General features: G+C 52.3%; 15 protein-coding genes. 11 read left to right on the top strand and 4 right to left on the bottom strand.

Annotated features, from left to right (window positions below):
• Positions 1-6: 6 nt before the first annotated feature.
• The 7 genes from walK (at position 7) to BN54_RS05875 (ending at position 8324) form a co-directional block, all read left to right on the top strand.
• Positions 7-1881 carry a cell wall metabolism sensor histidine kinase WalK gene (walK, locus tag BN54_RS05905; RefSeq protein ID WP_019206248.1) on the top strand — a complete coding sequence of 625 codons (1875 nt, stop codon included), beginning with the start codon at positions 7-9 and terminating at the stop codon, positions 1879-1881.
• Positions 1859-3166, top strand: coding sequence for a two-component system activity regulator YycH (gene yycH / locus BN54_RS05900; RefSeq protein WP_019206247.1), 1308 nt, complete (start codon positions 1859-1861; stop codon positions 3164-3166). Before walK ends, yycH begins: the two co-directional genes overlap by 23 nt.
• Positions 3163-3966, top strand: coding sequence for a two-component system regulatory protein YycI (locus BN54_RS05895; protein ID WP_019206246.1), 804 nt, complete (start codon positions 3163-3165; stop codon positions 3964-3966). Before yycH ends, BN54_RS05895 begins: the two co-directional genes overlap by 4 nt.
• Positions 3967-3998: 32 nt before the next feature.
• Positions 3999-4808: an MBL fold metallo-hydrolase gene (locus BN54_RS05890; protein WP_019206245.1), complete on the top strand. Its 810-nt coding sequence runs from the start codon at positions 3999-4001 to the stop codon at positions 4806-4808.
• Between the two features lie 96 nt (positions 4809-4904).
• Complete coding sequence (locus BN54_RS05885; protein WP_019206244.1) at positions 4905-6092, top strand: S1C family serine protease; 1188 nt, start codon at positions 4905-4907, stop codon at positions 6090-6092.
• 396 nt (positions 6093-6488) lie between these two features.
• Positions 6489-6968 carry a 23S rRNA (pseudouridine(1915)-N(3))-methyltransferase RlmH gene (gene rlmH / locus BN54_RS05880; RefSeq protein WP_019206243.1) on the top strand — a complete coding sequence of 160 codons (480 nt, stop codon included), beginning with the start codon at positions 6489-6491 and terminating at the stop codon, positions 6966-6968.
• 183 nt (positions 6969-7151) lie between these two features.
• Positions 7152-8324 carry an iron-containing alcohol dehydrogenase gene (locus BN54_RS05875; protein ID WP_040470015.1) on the top strand — a complete coding sequence of 391 codons (1173 nt, stop codon included), beginning with the start codon at positions 7152-7154 and terminating at the stop codon, positions 8322-8324.
• Between the two features lie 238 nt (positions 8325-8562).
• Here BN54_RS05875 and BN54_RS05870 read toward each other — a convergent pair whose 3' ends face one another.
• Both BN54_RS05870 and BN54_RS05865 read right to left on the bottom strand, forming a co-directional pair.
• Positions 8563-9900: an SLC45 family MFS transporter gene (locus BN54_RS05870; protein ID WP_019206241.1), complete on the bottom strand. Its 1338-nt coding sequence runs from the start codon at positions 9898-9900 to the stop codon at positions 8563-8565.
• Positions 9901-9914: 14 nt separating this feature from the next.
• The gene (locus BN54_RS05865) at positions 9915-11603 is read right to left on the bottom strand and encodes a glycoside hydrolase family 13 protein (RefSeq protein WP_019206240.1); all 1689 of its coding nucleotides are present in this window, start codon (positions 11601-11603) and stop codon (positions 9915-9917) included.
• A 147-nt stretch (positions 11604-11750) separates the two neighbouring features.
• Between BN54_RS05865 and BN54_RS05860 the strand changes: the two genes are divergently transcribed.
• Complete coding sequence (locus BN54_RS05860; RefSeq protein ID WP_019206239.1) at positions 11751-12722, top strand: LacI family DNA-binding transcriptional regulator; 972 nt, start codon at positions 11751-11753, stop codon at positions 12720-12722.
• A 49-nt stretch (positions 12723-12771) separates the two neighbouring features.
• Here BN54_RS05860 and BN54_RS05855 read toward each other — a convergent pair whose 3' ends face one another.
• Together BN54_RS05855 and BN54_RS05850 are read right to left on the bottom strand one after the other, a co-directional pair.
• The gene (locus BN54_RS05855; protein WP_019206238.1) at positions 12772-13770 is read right to left on the bottom strand and encodes an NAD(P)-dependent oxidoreductase; all 999 of its coding nucleotides are present in this window, start codon (positions 13768-13770) and stop codon (positions 12772-12774) included.
• A gap of 24 nt (positions 13771-13794) precedes the next feature.
• Positions 13795-14979, bottom strand: a complete 1185-nt coding sequence (locus BN54_RS05850) for an aminotransferase class I/II-fold pyridoxal phosphate-dependent enzyme (protein WP_019206237.1) — start codon at positions 14977-14979, stop codon at positions 13795-13797.
• A 453-nt stretch (positions 14980-15432) separates the two neighbouring features.
• Here BN54_RS05850 and BN54_RS05845 point away from each other — a divergent pair, with 453 nt between their 5' ends.
• The 3 genes from BN54_RS05845 to cls all read left to right on the top strand — a co-directional run bounded on the left by BN54_RS05845 (position 15433) and on the right by cls (position 19811).
• Complete coding sequence (locus BN54_RS05845; protein ID WP_019206236.1) at positions 15433-15666, top strand: hypothetical protein; 234 nt, start codon at positions 15433-15435, stop codon at positions 15664-15666.
• 161 nt (positions 15667-15827) lie between these two features.
• Positions 15828-17945, top strand: a complete 2118-nt coding sequence (locus tag BN54_RS05840) for an ATP-dependent Clp protease ATP-binding subunit (protein WP_019206235.1) — start codon at positions 15828-15830, stop codon at positions 17943-17945.
• A gap of 399 nt (positions 17946-18344) precedes the next feature.
• Entirely contained in the window at positions 18345-19811 is a 1467-nt protein-coding gene (gene cls / locus BN54_RS05835) for a cardiolipin synthase (RefSeq protein ID WP_019206233.1), read from the top strand.
• Positions 19812-20003: the final 192 nt, after the last annotated feature.

The following is a 20003-nucleotide window of genomic DNA, read 5'->3' as shown; positions in this document are numbered from 1 at the left end:
GACACCGTGAATTCGAAGATTAAATTCTATCAGTCGATTCAATTTAAAATCGCCTTGGTCTTTGCCTTAATGCTGATGTTGACTTTAGAGGTGGTCGGCGCCGTCTTCGTCCGGCAGTTGGAACGCCAGAATATGACGACGTTCAAACAACAAGTCGAACTGCCGACCTACGTCAACAATTCCTTGGCCAGCCAGCTGACCAAGCCCAATGAGTCCCAAGCCAATAAGCAAATCAAGGCGATCTTAGCTTCGATCAATAACAATACGATTACGGAGATCCGGGTGATCGACGGGAAGGGCGTAATTCGGGGGACCAGTCTGGCCAATACCCAAGGCAGCGTGGGCCAGCGAACGACGGATAAAACGATCAAGGCGACCCTGGCTACCAACCGCGCTCATACGGAGCACTTGTATGACAACAATACCCATGATCGCTACTTTGTGAACGTCGTTCCGCTCGTCAACCCTAATAACGCCAATGAAGTTGTGGGGGTTGCGTATTTAAAAGCGAACCTCGAGGGGGTCTATACCAGTATCAACAATATTTCGTTGATCTACTTTGCTTCGGCCCTGTTGACGATCATCTTTGGGTTGGGTCTCGCGATCTTAATTGCCCGTGAAATTACCCGGCCAATTGAAGAGATGCGCAAAAAGACCCTGCAGATTGCCCGGGGGGATTATTCCGGGCGGCTGGAAGTCGCGGGCAATGATGAGTTGGGGCAGCTGGCCGGGGCGGTGAACAACCTGTCAGTGCGGATTGAAGAAAGCCAAGAATCTTCGGCCGCGGAACGGCGGCGGTTGAACAGCGTTTTATCCCACATGTCAGATGGGGTCTTGGCGACCGATCGCCGGGGCAACTTGGTGACCGTTAACAGTATGGCCCTCCAATTGTTGGGGATCGAAAGTGAAGACGAAATTCTCAACACTTCGATTCTGGACGTGTTGGGCTTGCGGCGCAAATACACGGTGCGACAGTTGGTGGACAATGAGTTGGATCACTTGATCTTGGATAACCAAGCGGACCAAACCGCGCCGATTTTGAGTGTCTTTTTCTCGCCAATTCAACGAGAATCCGGCTTTGTCTCCGGGTTGGTGTGTGTCTTGCATGATGTAACCAGCCAACAAAAAGAAGAACGCGAACAAAAAGAATTTGTTTCCAACGTCTCTCATGAATTAAGAACGCCGCTGACCAGTGTGAAGTCCTACGTGGAAGCGTTGGCGGATGGGGCCTGGCAAAATCCGGAGGTCGCCCCCCAATTTCTCAAGGTGGTCGAAGATGAGACGGAGCGCATGATCCGGATGATCAACGACCTGTTAAGTTTGTCGCGGATGGACTCCGGGACCGTGAAGCTCAATTTGGAGTATGTTAACATCAATGAATTGTTTAGCTATATTCTGGACCGGTTTGACATGATTATCCAAAAAGAAGCGGATGATCCCACCAAGAAGAAGTATTCGATTGAACGCCATTTTACCAAGCGGGACTTATGGGTGGAAATTGATACTGACAAATTCACCCAGGTAATTGATAACATTATGAACAATGCGATTAAGTACTCGCCGGACGGCGGCATTATTACGGCCCGTTTGCTTGAAACGCACAACCACGTGATTTTAAGCATTGCCGATCAGGGCCTGGGGATTCCGCGCAAGGATTTGGGCCACATTTTTGATCGCTTCTTCCGGGTGGACAAGGCGCGTTCCCGCAAGCAAGGGGGGACCGGGCTGGGCCTAGCGATTTCAAAAGAAGTGGTGAATCTCTTAGGCGGCCAAATTTGGGTCGATAGCATTGAAGGGCGGGGTTCGACCTTCTACATTTCCCTGCCGTACGTACCATATGAAGGGGATGACTGGAGCGATGAGCAAGAAATTACGGGCTAATTGGCGGATCGGCCTTTTGTCAGTCGTCCTTGTGATCAGCGTCATTTTATCTGGTCTAGTGTGGGTCATGCCCTACCGCTATGAACACCCGAATGAAGCCACCGCGCCCCGGGTGACTTCAGTCGCAACCATGGCGCAAGAAAACCTATACGTGCCGACTACGGTGGTGAAGACGGGCCCGGACCGCGAACAGCACCTCTTGTTTAATCAACCCCAAAATGTGGTGTTGACGGCGCGCGAGAGCCTTCGGAAATGGACCTTGCAAAAGGGAAAGCAGGTCAGTGCGGACAATCCGACGGCTTACCGGGAATATCTCCGGCAAAGCAATGCCTTGGTCTTGTCTTATCCTAGCGCCGTGGCGATCGCGACGTTTAATACGACCTTTAACCAGAAGTTGTCAGCCAAGGATTTAACCTTGGTGAATCGCATCGTGATTCCCTTGACGGGCCAAGCGCGGATCTATTTGTTGCGCGACCAAGGGACGGTTGTGTATCGTTATCAAGTCAACGCGCAACGCTTAACGAAGCTAAAAGCCTCACTCCTGGGGGGCCGACGGCTACCAGTCGAATACCGGTGGCTGAACAATCAATTGGTGTTAACCTACCCCCACGCGATTACTTTGCCCACCTACCGGGCGGCAATTGAGCAGCAAAACGTGGACAGTCTGGCCCAAACGCTGTTAAATTCGGCCAAGGGTAAGCGGCTGGCCCAACGGGTGGAAGGCAACCAACGGATCTATCACAACGGGAGTGATAAGCGCTTGGTGTACGACCAAGCGCAAGGAACGTTGACGTTTGAAAATTACCTGAGTCAACCGACCCGTTACAGCTTACAAACGGTATATGCCCATTTTTTCCGGCGTTTGCAGCAGACGGGGATTATCCAGGATCAACTGCAATTTGACACCTTTGATCATGCCAAGCAGCAGATCACCTACCGGACTACGGTCGAAGGTTTTCCGGTATACAATGAAGACAATTATGGAACCGTCCGGTTACGGGAAAGTGAGACCGGGGTCGAATCGTTGCGGTTTTCTTGCTATAGTTTAACGACGCCGTTGCCGACCAAGCAACCCGCCCTGACCTTACCAGCGACCGCGGTGGTCTTCAATGGCCTGCAAGCGGTGGGCAAACTAAAGGATGTCCAAGGTTTACGGCTAGGGTATTGGTGGCATAGCGACCCAACCGCCAAGGAAGTCACCGTCCGGCCGACTTACTTAGTCAAGTACAAGGGGGAATGGGTGCCCTACCAAACGTTAATGCATGAAGGGGGCCAGCCAGCATGAACTTTAAACGGATTCAGACCATCTTTATTGTGGCCTTTGTGATTTTGGATCTCTTCTTGTTGGCTTCTTATGCCTGGGGCAGTCAACCCATGGTCACTAATTCCCACCAAAATCAGCAGGTGGCCTTGCGCCGGCAGATGCGCGCTGATGACATTAAATTGCCCTTGCTGAGCGATCAGCGCCAAAGTGGTTATTACGTGTTGGTGACGCCGGACCAAAACTTGGTCAAGCAAACGCAGAATTTGGCGCCCTTAAAGAATGCTACGATTCAAGAGAATGAAAACCTGGTGACGGTGACCTATGACAAACCGGTGGTCCTGAATTCAAAGACGACCGCCCCAGCGAAGGTCGCCCCCGAACTAACCCATCAAAAACGGCTGGTGGCCGGGAATCACTATCTCTATCAACCCGACTTGTCGACCAGTAAAACCCTGGTATACAGTCAGGAACTGCAAGGCCGGCCGCTTTTGGACAGCGCGGGGGAGTTGCGCATTTTTCGCAATGCCAGTGGGGCGATTACTGGCTATACCCAGGGACGGCTAAGTAACAGCAAGTTGTTACGGTCACGGCAACCAACCATTTCGCAGCTCGAAGCCGTGAACTGGTTGTATAAGAATAATCAACTCGCCAATAACAGCAAGGTCCGTTGGGTTAAGCTCGGATATACCAAGCTGCAGCGCAGTGATGACCAACTGATTTACGTCCCCGCTTGGGTCGCAGAAGTCAAAAATCAAACGTCAGGTGCGGGGCACCTGTTGCGGGTCAACGCCTTTCGGGAAAACCTGATTAAGGTGCCGTAAAATAACAGCAATGAAGAAAGGACGACAGGGAAGTGCAAGGACGGGATTCACTTCGATACAGTATTTTAGCCAGTGGCAGCCGGGGCAATGCGACGTACATTGAAACGCCCAAGCACCGGATCTTAATTGATGCCGGCTTGAGTGGCAAGCAATTAGAGGCGCGGATGGCCAAGCTTAACCGGTCCCTTGCGGACGTGGAAGCCATCTTCGTGACGCACGAGCATAGTGACCACATTCATGGCGTCGGGGTCTTGGCACGCCGCTATGGTTTGGCGGTGTATGCCAACCAGGGGACGTGGCAGGCAATGGCCCCGAAACTGGGCAAAATTGCTCCGGAGCAAAAGTATCTCTTGGCCCCCGGGGCGGTCAAAGATTTTGGTGATCTACAGGTAGAAAGCTTTGCGGTGTCACATGATGCGGCCCAGCCGCAGTTTTACCAGTTGCACCATGATCAGCAGACCCTGTGTATTCTGACCGATACGGGCTATGTGTCGGATAAAATTGCCGGCACGGTGCGGAATGCGGATGCCTACTTAATGGAATGCAACCATGATCCCGAGATGCTGTTAGCGGGGCAACGTTATTCCTGGCCGTTAAAGCAACGGATTTTAGGGACGGAAGGCCACCTGTCAAACGAAGACGGGGCTAATGCCTTGATGGATGTCATCGGTGCGCGGACCAAGACGGTTTTTTTGGGGCACCGCAGTCACGAAAATAACACAAAGTCCTTGGCTCATTTGACGGTTGCCTCGATGTTAAGCGCCCAAGATTACGGGGTGGATCACGATTTCACCCTCCAAGATACGGACCAAGACGAACCGACGGCACTGTTAAGCCTTTGATAAGATTTCAGCCGCTGAGTAGGGGCGGGGACGCAAACTTGTTAAAATAGGGCTAAGATTTTAGGGTTAGCAACTAACATAGTGGGAGGAACGCTAATGAAATTGGATCAATTTTGGCTGAAAGTAGCTGGGGTGGGCCTGGCCGCGGGGCTTATCGGCGGTGGGGCGACCCTTGGCATTGCGCATGGTTGGCAAGCCTGGCGGGAAAATACCAGTACCCAAGTACCAACCGGGTCAAACCAGAGCGGCAGCGCCAAGGTCAAAGAGAATGCGGCCCCGGCCAGCACGCAAGCTACGAAGGCCTACGCTAAGGTCAAAGACGCGGTGGCTTCGATTATTACGTATGAATCAGCCGGGGGCGGTCAGACCCTCGACTTGTTTAATCAGAGCAGTGCAACCAAGCAAGACAGCTTAACGGAAGCCAGCGAAGGATCCGGGGTCATCTATAAAAAGAGCGGGCAAGCCGCTTATGTGGTGACCAACAACCACGTCGTCGCCGGGGCCAAGCAAATTAAGGTGATGTTAAGCAACGGTAAGAAGGTCAGTGCCAGCTTGGTCGGCAAGGACGCCACGACGGATTTAGCGGTTTTAAAGATTAATGCGGCCAACGTGACAACCGTAGCCAGCTTCGGTAATTCCAGTCAGCTGCAGGACGGTCAGGATGTTTTAGCGGTCGGTTCACCGATGGGGACCAAGTATGCCAACACGGTTACCAAGGGGATCATTTCAGCCACGAACCGGGCCGTGAAAGCCTCCAGCAACGCGGTCACGACCAACGTTATCCAAACCGATGCGGCCATTAACTCCGGCAATTCCGGGGGGCCATTGGTGAACATGGCTGGGCAGGTGATCGGGATCAACTCGATGAAGTTGTCGTCGGATGGCTCCGGGACCAGTGTGGAAGGGATCGGCTTTTCAATTCCAAGCAATGAAGTAGTGACCATCATCAACCAGCTGGTGAAAAACGGGAAGATTGAGCGGCCGTCACTGGGGGTCAGTGCCCTGAATTTAAGCCGGGTGGAACCGACCCAACGTCAATCAGTCCTGAAATTGCCAACCAAGGTAACGACCGGGGTCGTGGTAATGGAAACGGAAAATGGCGGGACGGCCGCGGCCGCCGGGCTCCAACAATACGATGTGGTCGTCGCGATTAATGACCACAAGGTGGCCAACGTTGGGGCCTTAAAGACCCAACTGTACAAGGCTAAGGTTGGCGACACCGTCAAGATCAGTTACTATCGGGATGGTCAATTACGGACCACAACGGCGAAATTAACGAATTAACCGGAACATAGGGCGCATGGAAGGGATCCCAACAGATCGGCCATGCGTTTTTTTGCGCCAGGGGCGCGCGGCAAAAGCCCTGGGGTGTGGAGAACTTATCCCCAGACTTATCCACAAGCTGTGAATGGCGCTAAAACTGGCTTAGTACGGTGAAAAAAGTTATCCACAACGTGGCGGAAAATTCGTGGATAAGTGGATAAAAAAGGAACTAAAGAACTCGAAACCTAGTCATGACGCGGGTTAAGAGCAGCAGGGGCGAACGGTTGTTGGTGTGGACAACTGTGGATAACTCTGCGTGGAACAGATGAATGAAAAAGGTTTCAAGGAAAATGATTCGGAACTATCGGCCCTAATTTGGGGATAAGTTGTGGATAACCTGTTGAAAAGGAGGAAGTTATGAACATTAAGATTATCGGGGTTGGCAAAATCAAAGAAAAGTTTTATCGGGCGGCGATCGCCGAATACGCGAAGCGGCTGGGCCGGTATTGCAAATTTGAGGTGGTCGAAGTCCCAGATGAAAAAGCACCCGAAAATTTAAGTCCCGCACAAATGGCGGCGGTGATGGAAAAAGAGGGGGCCCGGATCCTGGCTAAAATCAAGGAGAAAGAGTACGTCTATGCCTTGGCCATTAAGGGTAAGGAACGGACGTCAGAAGATTTTGCGGCAGAACTGAATCAATTAGCCACCTATGGCAACAGCGACATTACCTTTGTGATTGGGGGGTCCTTGGGGTTGAGCCCAGCGGTGCTGCAACGGGCCAACCAGCAAATTTCGTTTGGGCGCTTCACCCTGCCCCACCAACTGATGCGGGTCGTCTTAAGTGAGCAGGTTTACCGGGCCTTTACGATTATCAATGGCTTGCCTTACCATAAATAAGGGGAAACGTAAAAAATTAGCAAAAAAGACAATTATCACAAATTAGTTCAATTTCGTGAACGCAACGGCGCCAAGGAATGGGGGCCGTTTTTTAAAATGCGTAAAGATATTCCCTTGCTTTTTCGTGATCAAAAGCACAAAATGATCGATGAAAACGTTTCCGAAAAATTGGAGGGTGAAAAAATGGAACGTCAATTTGATTTCTTAATGCCAAGTGTTAATTTCTTTGGGCCAGGGGTCATCGCCAAGATCGGGGAGCGGGCCAAGATGTTAAACATGACCAAGGTTTTGGTGGTTACCGAAAAGGGCTTGACCAAGTTGGCCAATGGGCCGGTGGCGCAAACCTTGGCTTCCTTGGAAGCAGCTGGGGTTGACTACGTGGTCTTTGATGGAGTGGAACCAAACCCGAAGATTCGCAACATCAAGGCCGGTAAGGAACTGTACTTAGCCCAAGATTGTGATTCGATCATCACAGTTGGTGGGGGCTCCTCCCATGACTGTGGGAAGGGGATCGGGATTATTCTGACCAACGGCGATGACATTACCAAGTTGGCCGGGATTGAAACCTTAAGCAAGCCCCTGCCACCACTGATGGCCGTTAATACGACCGCCGGGACCGGCTCCGAATTAACCCGTCACGCCGTGATCAGCAATGAAGAAACCCACCTGAAGTTTGTGGTAGTTTCCTGGCGGAACATTCCGTTGGTTTCCTTTAACGATCCGATGTTGATGTTGGGGATTCCCCAAGCCATTACCGCAGCCACGGGGATGGACGCCTTCGTGCAAGCGATCGAACCATATGTTTCGGTTGATCACAACCCAATTACGGACAGTCAGTGTAAGGAAGCCATTCAATTGATTCAAGATGCTCTGCCTAAGGCGGTGGCCAATGGACAAAACGTGGCCGCCCGGACCAAGATGGTGGAAGCCGAAATGTTGGCTGGGATGGCCTTTAACAACGCCAACCTGGGTTACGTTCACGCGATGGCCCACCAACTGGGCGGCCAGTATGATGCGCCACACGGCATTTGCTGTGCCTTGCTGTTGACGACGGTCGAAGAGTACAACTTGATTGCCTGCCCAGATCGCTTTGCTGAATTAGCGCAAATCATGGGTTATGACACGACCGGCAAAACGACCTTTGAAGCGGCCCACCTGGCGATCGAAGGAATGCGGGAAATGTGCAAGGCCGTAGGGATTCCGGCTTCGATTAAAGAAATTGGGGCAAAACCAGCAGACTTTGAATTAATGGCCGAAAATGCCTTAAAGGACGGAAATGCCTTCTCCAACCCACGCAAGGGGACCAAAGAAGAAGTGGTGGCCTTATACCAAAAGGCTTACGACGGGATTTACTAACCCCGTTTCAATCCGACAAAAAGGGAGTGGGAAATAACCTTCTCGGCAAGCCGTATGGATAAGCTAGGACGAAGGTTGACGCGGTACGCGTCGTTCTTCGTTCGTACTTATCCACCAGGCTTGCGGTTATTTCCCACGTGATCTGTGTAATATTCGAAAAATCAAACAGAGGCTGGGAGAAAACACAGTTTTCTCCCAGCCTCTGTTTTGTCATCGCTCCAACAATAGTCGCGTGAGCTTAGGCGGTTGGTTGTTCCTTAATGCGGCCGACAAATAAGGCGCCACAAGCTAAGACAATCCCCGCGAGCAGCAACATCCCGGGCATTGACTTGCCAATCAATGGGAAGATGGCAAAGCTGGCTACCGACGCAATGATTTGCGGCAGGCAAATGCTGCAGTTAAACAAGCCCAGGTAGGCCCCTTCATGCTTGCCGGCCAAAGCAGTCGTCAAAAGGGCAAACGGAATTGAGTTCATTGAAATCCAGCCGATTCCGATTAAGCAGAATGATAAGATCAACAGAAGTTTCGTGTGAATAAAGAAGACGGAGACAAAGCCCAGCCCCCCTAAGATCAAACCAGTCCGGTACATGAACTTCCGTTGGTTCGGCTTCGTCTTGGCCAAGACCATTCCCCACAAGACGGCCGCAATGGCTTGGACCGCTGATAAGACCCCAAACCAGTTTCCGGCTGCTTGGTAGCTGGCAGTGGATGGATCAGTGACGTGCCAAACGTTTTGGGCGATGGCTCCGGTCCCGTAAGTCCATAAGTATTGGAAGGCGAACCAACAGAACATTTGCACCAGTGAAATTTGCCAGAAGGCTTGCGGGGCTGACTTCAATAAGGCCATGAAGCTTAACTTTTCTTGGTTGGCCGCTACGTCAACCCCGTGATAGCGAGCGTAGTCTTGGGGGTTGTATTCCCGGACCTTCGCGACCGTAAAGAGGCTGGTTAATAATAAGACGGCTGCCCCCAGGTAGAAAGTCCAAATCACAGAGTTGGGCAAAGCCCCCTTTTTGGCCGTGTTGGCAACGCCGAGCCCGGTCATGATAAAGGGCATTAAGGTGGCTAAAATCCCACCCATGTTAGAGAAAATTTGTTGCCAGGACCAGGCAAAGTCTTTTTGCTCTTCGTTGACCATGTCCCCGATGATCATCTTGAAGGGTTGCATGCAAACGTTTGAGGAAAGGTCCATAAAAAGGACGGCGATGGCCCCAAACCAAAGGGCCGCTAACGAGGCGTACCCAAAGCCAAAGGAACCGGCGTTAGGCAGTAAGACCAAGACTAAAGCGGCAATCGGGGCCCCCACCAAAAGGTAAGGCATCCGCCGGCCAAAGCGCGTCCAGGTTAAGTCGGAATACTTCCCGACCAGGGGTTGGACCAGCATCCCCATTAACGGGGGCAAAATAAAGAAGAAACCGAGCTTAGTTGGGTCGGCCCCAATCGTTTGAAAGATCCGACCCATTTGGGAGCTCTGTAAGGAGAAGGCCATGTTGACCCCGAAAAAGCCGAAGGTCATGGCAAACAGGGTGCTGACGGGCAAGGTTGGCAAGCCCGCGGTTGATTGTTGTTTTTCCATTGTCAATAACTCCTTTAATTCAATTGGTAGACCTTTGCTTCATATGGGCGCAAGGTCGTTCCTTGATCATCAGTGTAGTTGCTCAACAAGAGCGTTCCGGCGGTAGGTTGAGCAAATGACCGGGTGAGGGTGGTAGCCGTAAAATTGGCGACGACCAACAGGGTGGTCGTTTCATCCGTCCGGGTGTAGGCAAAGACTTGCGCATCGTTCTCGTTACCCGCGACCAGGGCAAATTTCCCCTCGGTGATGACGGGGAGGTCGTGGCGCAGTTGGATCAACTTTTGGTAGTGATAAAAGACTGAATCTGGGTCAGCTAAGGCCGCTTTGGCGTTAATCGTGACGTAGTTGGGATTAACCGCCAGCCACGGGTCGTGGTCAGAGAAGCCGGCGTTTAAGCTGGCGTCCCATTGCATCGGGGTCCGGGCGTTGTCCCGAGAATGGGCGGCGAGGTATTTGAGCATCGTCGGCCCATCTACCAGGTGTTCTTCTTCAACCAATTGCCGGTAAGCGTTTTGGCTCTCTAAGTCTTGATAAGCAGCTAACGAAGCGAAGGGGGCGTTGGTCATCCCTAATTCTTCACCGGCGTAAATATAAGGGGTTCCTTGCAGACAGTGCAGGATCGTGGCCAACATTTTGGCGGAAACGACCCGGTAAGCGGGGGAATCATCGCCAAAGCGCGAAACCACCCGGGGTTGGTCGTGGTTGTTCCAGTAAAGCGAGTTCCACGCTTGGCCAGCCAGTTCGGTTTGCCATTTGACCAGGTTGGCGCGCAAAGCGGGCAAGCTAACCTTTTGATCATTCCACTTGCCCAAAGCGGGGTTGGGGTTGCCGTCTAAACTGACGTGTTCAAATTCAAACACCATGTTTAATTCGGTTTCGGTCAGGTTGGCATACTGCTTTGCGTCGGTGGTGCTGGCCCCCGGGGTTTCGCCAACGGTTACCAAGTCGTGCTTTTGCATCACGGCTTGGTTCATTTCTTGCAAGAACTCATGGATCCGGTGCCCGTTGGCAACAATGGGTTCAACGTTGGCAAAGGCTTCGCCACGTTCTTTTTGGCCATCTTGGTAGGTCGCGGGCTTGGAAATCAGGTTGATGACGTCCATGCGGAAGCCATCGACGCCGAGGTTGGCCCACCAATTCATGATGTCGTAAACGGAATGCCGCAGGGCCGGGTTTTCCCAGTTTAAGTCGGGTTGCTTGGTGGCGAATAAGTGCAAATAGTATTGGCCGGAAGCCTCGTCGTATTGCCAAGCCGACCCGGAGAAGTACGATCCCCAATTGGTCGGGGCGTGACCATCGACGGGATCGCGCCAGATATAGTAGTCCCGGTAGGGGTTGGTTTTGCCCTGGCGACTTTGTTGAAACCATTCGTGTTCGTCGGAAGAATGGTTAACGACCAGGTCCATCATAATTTTCAGGCCCCGTTGGTGGGCGGCCGCTAAAAGTTCTTTAAAGTCGGCCAAGGAGCCGAAGGTGGGATCAATGGCCCGGTAGTCACTGATGTCGTAGCCGTTATCGACATTGGGGGAGCGATAGATCGGGTTGAGCCAGATGATATCGACGCCGAGTTTTTGGATGTAATCAAGGCGACTGGTTACCCCCTTGAGGTCACCGATGCCATCATGATTGCTATCTTGGAAGCTGCGGGGGTAAACTTGATATACCACTGCATTTTGCCACCAATATTTCGGGGAATAAGTCATTTCAAATCAGTCCTTTGGTAAAATCAGGGGTTACGCAAACGTTTGAGTAAAGCGACGAAAAATAACAGCGGTTTCAGCAACCGCTTTCAAAAATATTATAAATAAATCGTCGGGAAAGTCAACTACCAAATAAAGGGGAATTTGAAGATGGTGACCATCAAAGATATTGCGAAACAAGCGGGCGTGACACCGTCGACCGTCTCGCGGGTATTAAATCAAAGTGGCGGCTACAGTGACAAAACCCGCCAAAAAGTGTTGCAAATTGCGGCGGAACTGCACTACCAAAAAAATGAGGCGGCGTCGAATCTGGTCGCCCAAACTTCGAACGTGATCGGGGTGTTGATTACCAATGCCACCACCAGTTTTGCGGCCCCGATCATCGATGGGATCGAAGATTGGGCTTATCAGCACGGCATTCGCATCCTGTTGGCTCACTGCGGCTTAAATGACGCGGCGCGGCTAAAAGCATGCCTGGATTTGATGGCCGGCCAAAAGGTCAGTGGGATTCTTTCGATCTCGGTACAGTTTGATGCGCCCAATTTGGCCCTGTTGAAACAATTGGGGCTGCCCCTGGTGTCGCTCGGGGTGAAAGTTGATGGTTATCCAACGGTGGCGATTGATGATGAAAAAGCCGCCTATACGGGCACCAAATACCTGCTGAACCGGGGGTACCGGCGAATTGCCCTGGCCGCGATTGACCCGACGGATCCCCAAACGGGGCAGGCCCGGTGTCATGGTTACCAGCGGGCTTTGCAGAAGACGGGCCTGGCGCCGCTGATTATTCCGGGGGATTATTCTTTTCAAGCTGGTTACCAGGCCGCTAAACAGCTCTGGCAGGCGGCCTTGCCGCCGGAGGCAATTTTTGCGGCCAGTGATGATGCGGCCGCCGGGATTGTCTTTTATGCGCAATCGCAGGGGTTGGCAGTGCCTGAGCAACTGGCGGTACTGGGGTTTGACAATTCTTACGTCGCGGACTTGGTTTATCCAGGGCTGACGACGGTGGAGCAGCCCTTTGCCCAGATGGGACAATTGGCGATTGAAGCCTTGGTGATGAAGACCCCCCTCCCGGATCAGGTGGCCTATCAAATTAAAGAACGGCATTCGGTCGGCTGGCGTTAATGAAAAAATGGCCCGGAACTTTGCAGGTTCCAGGCCGTTTTTGCCTTGTTTAGGGTAGCGCCGTAATTTCGTGGGCGCTAGGTTTGCCAGCCAAGATCGCTAAAACATCGTCGAGGGCAATCTCGACCATATTTTGGACAGCTTGATTGGTGAAAAAAGCAATGTGCGGGGTCATGATGACATTGGGCAGGGCCAACAGGGTTTGAATTGGGGTGGGCAAGGTCGCCAAGTCAGCGTGGTGGTCCTGGTTAAAGACGGGGGCTTCCCTTTCGACCGTGTCAAGCGCCGCGGCGGCGATCGTATGATCCTTGAGCGCTGCGATTAAGGCGGCTGTGTCAACGACGGGTCCCCGGCTGGCGTTGACCAAGCTGGCATTTGGTTGCATTAAGGCCAGTTCAGGCGCCCCGATTAAGCCTACTGAGGTCGGATTCAAGTCCACGTGCAAGGAAACGACGTCCGCGCGGGCCAAGAGCTCCCGTTTGGTGGTGTATTCCACGATTTCTGCTAATTCCGGTCGGGACTTGAGGTCAAAGCCCAGCACTTTTGCCCCTAAGGCATGTAACAGTTGGGCTAAGGTTCCGCCGATACGACCGACCCCAATAATGCCGATCGTGGCCGTGTGAATTTCCTTGGCTTGCAGTCCCGCCCAGCGAAAATCACCCGCGGCCACGCGGTGGTCAAGGGTGGGAGTGTGGCGCAACAAGCGGAAGATCTGCATTAAGGCAAATTCCGCCACACTGCGGGGCGAATATGCAGGAACGTTGGTCACGACTAAACCATTGGCGCGCGCTAAGGGGAGGTCAATGGTATCCACGCCGGCCGTCCGGGTGGTGATTTGGCGCAGGCCATGTTGTTTTAAGAAGGGATAGACCTCGGCGGGGACTGCCCCGCGCTGTTGGATTACCACGCCATCAACCCCGGGGACGAGGTCAAGGGAAGCTTGGATCACGTGGGGAGAAGTGATAATTTCGATTTGGTGGGCGGCGGCGTAAGCATCGATCGCGGCTTGCTCATCCGGTCGCACGCTGGTCATCAAAATTTTGGTCATGCAAAAACCTCTTTTCCTTTTTGGCTAGGCAGTTTGCAAAAACTTGGCGATCCGGGCCACCGCAGTTTTGAGGGCCGCCATGCTGGTGGCGTAGGAAAGCCGCAGGTAGCCTTCGCCCCCAGCCCCAAAGAAGCTGCCCGGAATCGTGGCCACTTGCCCTTCCTTGGCTAAGCGGGTCGCAAAAGTGACATCATCACTTCCTTGGTCGGCGGGGAGTTTGGCGAAGAGGTAGAAGGCTCCCCGCGGAGTAGCGACCGTAAAGCCCAGTTCACTAAGGGCGTGGGCCAGGTAATCCCGGCGGGCTTGGTAGGCGGCCTTCATCTTTAGCGTTGCTTGGTGGCCGGCTTCACTGCCGAAAATCGGGACGGCGGCGGCCATGGCAGGGTCCGAAGGGGCCGTGATCATGACGGCGTGGACCACCCCGATCCGCTGCATAATGCCGGCAGGGCCAGCGATAAAGCCGATCCGGTAGCCGGTCATCGCGCCCGCCTTGGAAGCCCCGTTTAAAATCACCGTTTGGCCCGGCAGGTACTTGGCCAAGGAAGTGTGGGTCCCCTCGTAAACCAATTCGGAATAAATTTCATCCGAAATGACGACCAAATTGGTTTCTTGGAGGACTGCCGCCAAAGCTTGGAGTTGGGCGGGGGTAAAGGTTACCCCGGTCGGGTTGGAGGGGTAATTTAAAATCAGGGCCTTGGCCTGGGGGTGTGCGTTGATGGCGGCTTTCAGCTGGTCAGGCGTCAAGACAAAGTCCGGGGCGGTCGTCGGGATCGTCACAGCGTGGCCACCCAGCATTTCGGTCATGGTTTCGTACAAAGGAAAGGTCGGCGTCGGAATCAAAACTTCATCGCCGGGATTCAACAGGGCCGCTAAGGAGGCATAGATGGCTTCGGTGGCCCCGATCGTTACGGCAATTTCGCCTTCGGCTTGGTAAGTCAGTGCGTAGCGGTCGGCTAAAAAGTGGCTGATCGCTTGGCGCAAAGCGAGCGATCCGGCCCCGGGAGCGTAGTGGGAGTCGTCGGCATTAATGGCGTCAATCGCCGCTTGCTTAGCGACGGTCGGGACCGCAAAGTCGGGTTCCCCGACCGTTAATTTGACAATGTCGGGGACGGTACTGACTTCTTGATCAAAGAGCAAGATATTGGCGGGTTGCACCTTGGCAACGTGAGCGTTAAATTGGGTTGCCAGACTGGCTTTCATGGTTGGCATAAAAAACTCCTCCTTCAATGACAAAGGGTTTCAGCAAATAAAAAATCCCGGCTGTTGTCGCTGCAACACCCGGGAGACTGTTTGAGGGTTGGTAATTAACCATGGTTGGTGGGCTTCCCGGATGTTTGGATTGCGTCCTAGAAGCCATCGCAAAAGCTACTGGTTTCTAGGCCTAAATAAAGGCAAACCAGTAAGCATAAAAAGCGCTATTAACTTGTGAGGAACATTGAGAAATCATTTGCTTCACCTCAGGTTAATCAATTGCTCATCATTTTAATCGTTTTCTCAGATAAGTCAAGCTAAGTGGGGAAAGGTGCCCCCCCTAATTTTGGGGAAATGGGGGTTGAAACGTTGATTTAACAATTTGGTCAAAAAAAGTCAGAAAATTGTTAGTTCACACTTGTGTTAGATCACAAATGTGGTATACTAAGAATCGTAAAGGAAGTGACCAAGATGCGGATCGATATCAAAGCGTACTTGGACGCCAATCATTTGACGATCTACCAAGTGGCGAAAAGTTCCGGCTATGGCTACACCACTTTACACAAATCGTTCAACAAACAGCAAAGCATGGCGACCTCGTTGAATCTGCGGGACTTGGATGCCTTATCCCAGGCCCAGCACCAAGCAATGTGGGAAGTCTTGCGAGAGTTGGAAGAAAATTATCTACGGGACGATGATGAGTAGAACCGTGTAGCAAGGTGAGGTCGGAAAGGCGTGTTTCTTTCAGGCCTCTTCTTCGTTCTGACGGTACACACCAAGGGGGTAGTACGCCCCAAACGACTTAATTCAAAAATAATCTCAGCGTCCAAGGTGGGCGCCAACCAACTAGGAAAGGGGACTTGAAGATGGCACAAATTCCAGTAGATCCATTTAACAGCATGGATGATATTTTTAATCAATTGATGGGCAACCTCGGGGGCTTAAATACCGAAAACCGGCGTTACTTGATTAACGGCCGGGAAGTCACGCCTGCCGAATATACACAGTTTCGGCAAACTGGTCAGTTACCAGGCGCCAAGTCAGCCCCGACGGCTAAGGCAGCGCAACCAGCGGCGCAAGGCATGCTGGCCAAGTTAGGGCGCAATCTGACGGCTGAAGCCAAGGCCGGCAAGTTGGATCCAGTCATTGGGCGGAACAAAGAAATTCAAGAGACCGCCGAAATTTTAAGTCGGCGGACCAAGAATAATCCGGTCCTGGTTGGTGACGCTGGGGTTGGGAAGACCGCGGTCGTGGAAGGTTTAGCTCAAGCGATTGTCCACGGGGATGTACCGGCGGCGATTAAGAATAAGCAAATCATCAGTATTGACATTGCCAGTCTGGAAGCCGGTACCCAATACCGGGGTAGCTTTGAAGAAAACTTGCAAAAGTTGGTCCAAGAGGTTAAGCAGGCCGGGAATGTAATCCTCTTCTTTGATGAAATCCACCAAATTATCGGGGCTGGGAACGCTGGGGACGCCAGCGGTTCCAAGGGGATGAGCGATATCTTAAAGCCGGCTTTATCCCGGGGTGAGATTACGGTAATTGGGGCGACGACGCAAGATGAATTCCGGAACACCATCCTGAAAGATGCGGCCTTGGCCCGGCGGTTCAACGAAGTGGTTGTCAATGCGCCAAGCAAGGCTGCGACCTTTAAGATCTTGCAAGGTTTGCGCAAGCTGTATGAACAACACCACAACGTTTTGTTGCCAGATGAAGTCTTGCACGCGGCGGTTGACTACTCCGTTCAATATATTCCACAACGGGCGTTGCCAGACAAGGCGATTGATCTGATTGACATGACCGCCGCTCACTTAGCGGCGCAACACCCCGCTACCGATGCTAAGTCGCTGGAAAGCGAAATTAAAGCGACTGAAGCAGCCCAAGCCAAGGCCGTCAAGGCAGAAGACTTCAAGGCCGCCCAAACGGCCAAAGAAAAGATTGCCAGCTTAAAGCAACAATTGGCAGATCATTCCTCGGCCGACCAAGTCACGGCCACGCCAGATGATGTGGCCCAAGCCGTTGAACGGTTGACGGGGATTCCGGTTGCCAAGTTAGGCACGTCTGACATCGAACGGCTCAAGGGGTTGAGCAAGCGGTTGGAAGGAAAAGTGATCGGGCAAGACCAAGCCGTCGAGGCCGTGGCCCGGGCGATCCGGCGGAACCGGGCTGGCTTTGACGAAGGGGACCGGCCAATCGGCAGCTTCCTCTTTGTGGGCCCAACCGGGGTAGGGAAGACTGAATTGGCCAAGCAGTTAGCGTTGGATCTCTTTGGCAACAAGGATGACATTATCCGGCTGGATATGTCAGAGTACGCTGACCGGACCGCGGTCTCAAAGTTGATTGGGACCACGGCGGGCTACGTTGGCTACGATGACAACGGCAACACCTTAACGGAAAAAGTGCGGCGGAACCCGTACTCGATTGTCTTGTTAGATGAAATCGAAAAGGCGGATCCGCAAGTGATTACCCTCCTGTTGCAAGTGCTTGATGACGGACGCTTAACTGATGGGCAAGGCAACGTGGTCAACTTTAAGAACACGATTATTATTGCCACGTCCAACGCCGGTTACTCCAACGATGCCCAACCAACGGCCGACCACACCAGCTTGATCAAGAAGCTGACGCCGTACTTCCGGCCGGAATTTTTGAACCGGTTTAACGCGATTGTGGAATTCAAGGCGTTGACGAAGGACGATTTAAAGCAAATCGTGGACTTGATGATTGCCGGGGTCAACACGACGTTGGCCAAGAAGGGCATGGATGTGAAGGTAACCGATGAAGCCAAAGACTACTTGATTGACCAAGGCTACGATGAAACGATGGGGGCCCGGCCATTACGGCGGGTGATTGAACAACAACTCCGGGATCAAGTAACGGATTACTACTTGGATCACTTGGATGACAAGCATTTGGTAGCAGAAATGCAGGACGGCCGCTTAGTAATTCGGGCGGCTGCCAACGCTGAGGCAGCCGCAGCTGATTAGGCGCTCCCCAGCGATTGGCAAGCAATTAGCTGGTTAGCGAGAACTTAAAACATCGGAACCAAAAAGTGCTCGTAATCACGTTTTCAACGTGGTTGCGAGTACTTTTTCAGTTCTAAACCTTTATTGACCCGCGCTAATGTTTCATGTGAAACATTACTGACGCCGTTTATAGTTAAGGTGCCAAATAATTGCCAGCAACAGGATCACAACGCAAATGGTGAGCTGCGGATTTTCGTTAAACAACATATGAAAAAGGCGAATTTGCCCCACGGCTTCAACTGGTGCCAAGATTTCATCATTCCTTTCTTTAATTAAAATACTAGCGGAAGTTGGTTGGTAAAGCGAGCATTTTGGATTACACTGGTAGTAACTTAATCAATGGGAGGCCGTGGCGGGATTATGCTGATCACTTGGCATATTGTGAAATTAGTGTTAGTACTGATTGTCGTGTTCAACGAAATTGCAGCGTTGATCACGGTTTTTCGTGAACGACGGGATATTGCGGCAACCTGGGCTTGGTTGTTGGTCTTGACCTTAATGCCGGTCGTTGGCTTTATCTTCTATTCCTTTTTGGGTCGCAAGCTCCCCCAACGGCGCTTGGAACGGATCCAAACGGAAACCCAATTAGAACTTTCGGCGGCTCTGGACAAGCAAAAGGCCCAGTTCTTACTCTCGCCGCCGCCCAAGCAACCGACCTTGCGCACCTACAAGCGGACCATTATGCTGTTTCAAAGCATTGACGATGCTTTTTTGACCCGGCATAATCACGTGGATCTGTTTAGCGAGGGGCACCATTTCTTTGGCCAACTGTTAAAAGACATCGCGGCGGCTAAGCACAGTATCCACATTGAGTTTTATACCATTTACAACGACCGGATTGGAAATCAATTACGGACGGTGCTGGAACAAAAAGCGGCCGCGGGGGTGGAAGTCCGGGTGCTCTATGATTCATGGGGGTCAATGGGAGTTAAACCGAGTTTTTATGATGGCTTACGGGCCAATGGCGGGCATGCGGCGCCCTTCCTGTTAACCCGCAGCAACCTCTTTGATTTTCGGCTGAACTACCGGGATCACCGTAAAATTGTGGTGCTGGATGGCAAGGTCGGTTACGTCGGCGGCTTTAACGTTGGCGATCAGTACTTGGGCCGGTTGGCTAAATTTGGTCACTGGCGGGATACCCACCTGCGGATCGTGGGGAGCGGGGTCTATGGCTTGCAACAGCGGTTTATTCGGGACTGGAATGCTTCGACCAAAGAAGCTCAACAGCGGGTCGATCATTACCGCCCGTACTTTCCCAAAATCAAAGTCGGCAGCGGGACGACGGCTTTGCAAATTGTCTCCAGTGGACCGGATTCGCCGCTGGAAGAAATTAAACTGGGGTATTTACGCTTGATCAATGCGGCCCAGGATCATATCTGGATTCAAACGCCCTACTTAATTCCCGATGACAGTGTCTTGGATGCCCTGCGGGTGGCTGCGCACTCGGGGGTTGATGTGCGGATTATGGTGCCCAATAAGCCGGACCATGCCTTTGTGTACCGGGCGACCCAGTATTACGCCCGTAGCCTGGCAGAAGAGGGGGTTACCATTTACTTTTACCAAAATGGCTTCTTACATGCCAAAACGATGGTGGTGGATGGTAAGATGGCCTCGGTGGGCTCGGCGAATATGGACTTTCGCAGTTTTAAACTCAACTTCGAAATCAATTGCTTTATGTATGATCCGAACCTGACGGAACGCTTAGAGCGGCTGTATATCCGTGATATTCGGCATAGTCGGGTCATGACACCAGAACGGTTTGCGGCCCAACCCGGGTGGCTGCGGTTTAAGCAAACCTTCTCCCGGTTGCTTTCGCCGATCTTATAAATTGCGGACACAAAAAAGCGTCGCTTCCATTCAGGAGCGGCGCTTTTTCGTCACCAGACAAACGAAGCTGGGGCAGAGTAAACGGTATTAACAACCAGACATAGAGAGATTTGAGGAAACCTCAGCTTCGTGCATACTCAGATTATGTTCACTAAGTAACAATGTTATTTAACCACGCTGGCTTATAAAATG

Origin of the sequence: Limosilactobacillus ingluviei str. Autruche 4, from assembly GCF_000312405.1 — a bacterium.
Taxonomy (GTDB): Bacteria; Bacillota; Bacilli; order Lactobacillales; family Lactobacillaceae; genus Limosilactobacillus; species Limosilactobacillus ingluviei.
The sequence above is the reverse complement of the archived record's forward strand: the minus strand, read 5'-3'. Positions and strand labels throughout refer to the sequence as shown.

Coding starts and splice junctions, on each gene's coding strand:
- BN54_RS05875 (WP_040470015.1), top strand. CDS start 7,152: ATGGAACGTCAATTTGATTTCTTAATGCCAAGTGTTAATTTCTTTGGG.
- BN54_RS05895 (WP_019206246.1), top strand. CDS start 3,163: ATGAACTTTAAACGGATTCAGACCATCTTTATTGTGGCCTTTGTGATT.
- BN54_RS05885 (WP_019206244.1), top strand. CDS start 4,905: ATGAAATTGGATCAATTTTGGCTGAAAGTAGCTGGGGTGGGCCTGGCC.
- BN54_RS05845 (WP_019206236.1), top strand. CDS start 15,433: ATGCGGATCGATATCAAAGCGTACTTGGACGCCAATCATTTGACGATC.
- cls (WP_019206233.1), top strand. CDS start 18,345: ATGCTGATCACTTGGCATATTGTGAAATTAGTGTTAGTACTGATTGTC.
- BN54_RS05840 (WP_019206235.1), top strand. CDS start 15,828: ATGGCACAAATTCCAGTAGATCCATTTAACAGCATGGATGATATTTTT.
- yycH (WP_019206247.1), top strand. CDS start 1,859: ATGAGCAAGAAATTACGGGCTAATTGGCGGATCGGCCTTTTGTCAGTC.
- BN54_RS05865 (WP_019206240.1), bottom strand. CDS start 11,603: ATGACTTATTCCCCGAAATATTGGTGGCAAAATGCAGTGGTATATCAA.
- BN54_RS05855 (WP_019206238.1), bottom strand. CDS start 13,770: ATGACCAAAATTTTGATGACCAGCGTGCGACCGGATGAGCAAGCCGCG.
- rlmH (WP_019206243.1), top strand. CDS start 6,489: ATGAACATTAAGATTATCGGGGTTGGCAAAATCAAAGAAAAGTTTTAT.
- BN54_RS05860 (WP_019206239.1), top strand. CDS start 11,751: ATGGTGACCATCAAAGATATTGCGAAACAAGCGGGCGTGACACCGTCG.
- BN54_RS05870 (WP_019206241.1), bottom strand. CDS start 9,900: ATGGAAAAACAACAATCAACCGCGGGCTTGCCAACCTTGCCCGTCAGC.
- BN54_RS05850 (WP_019206237.1), bottom strand. CDS start 14,979: ATGCCAACCATGAAAGCCAGTCTGGCAACCCAATTTAACGCTCACGTT.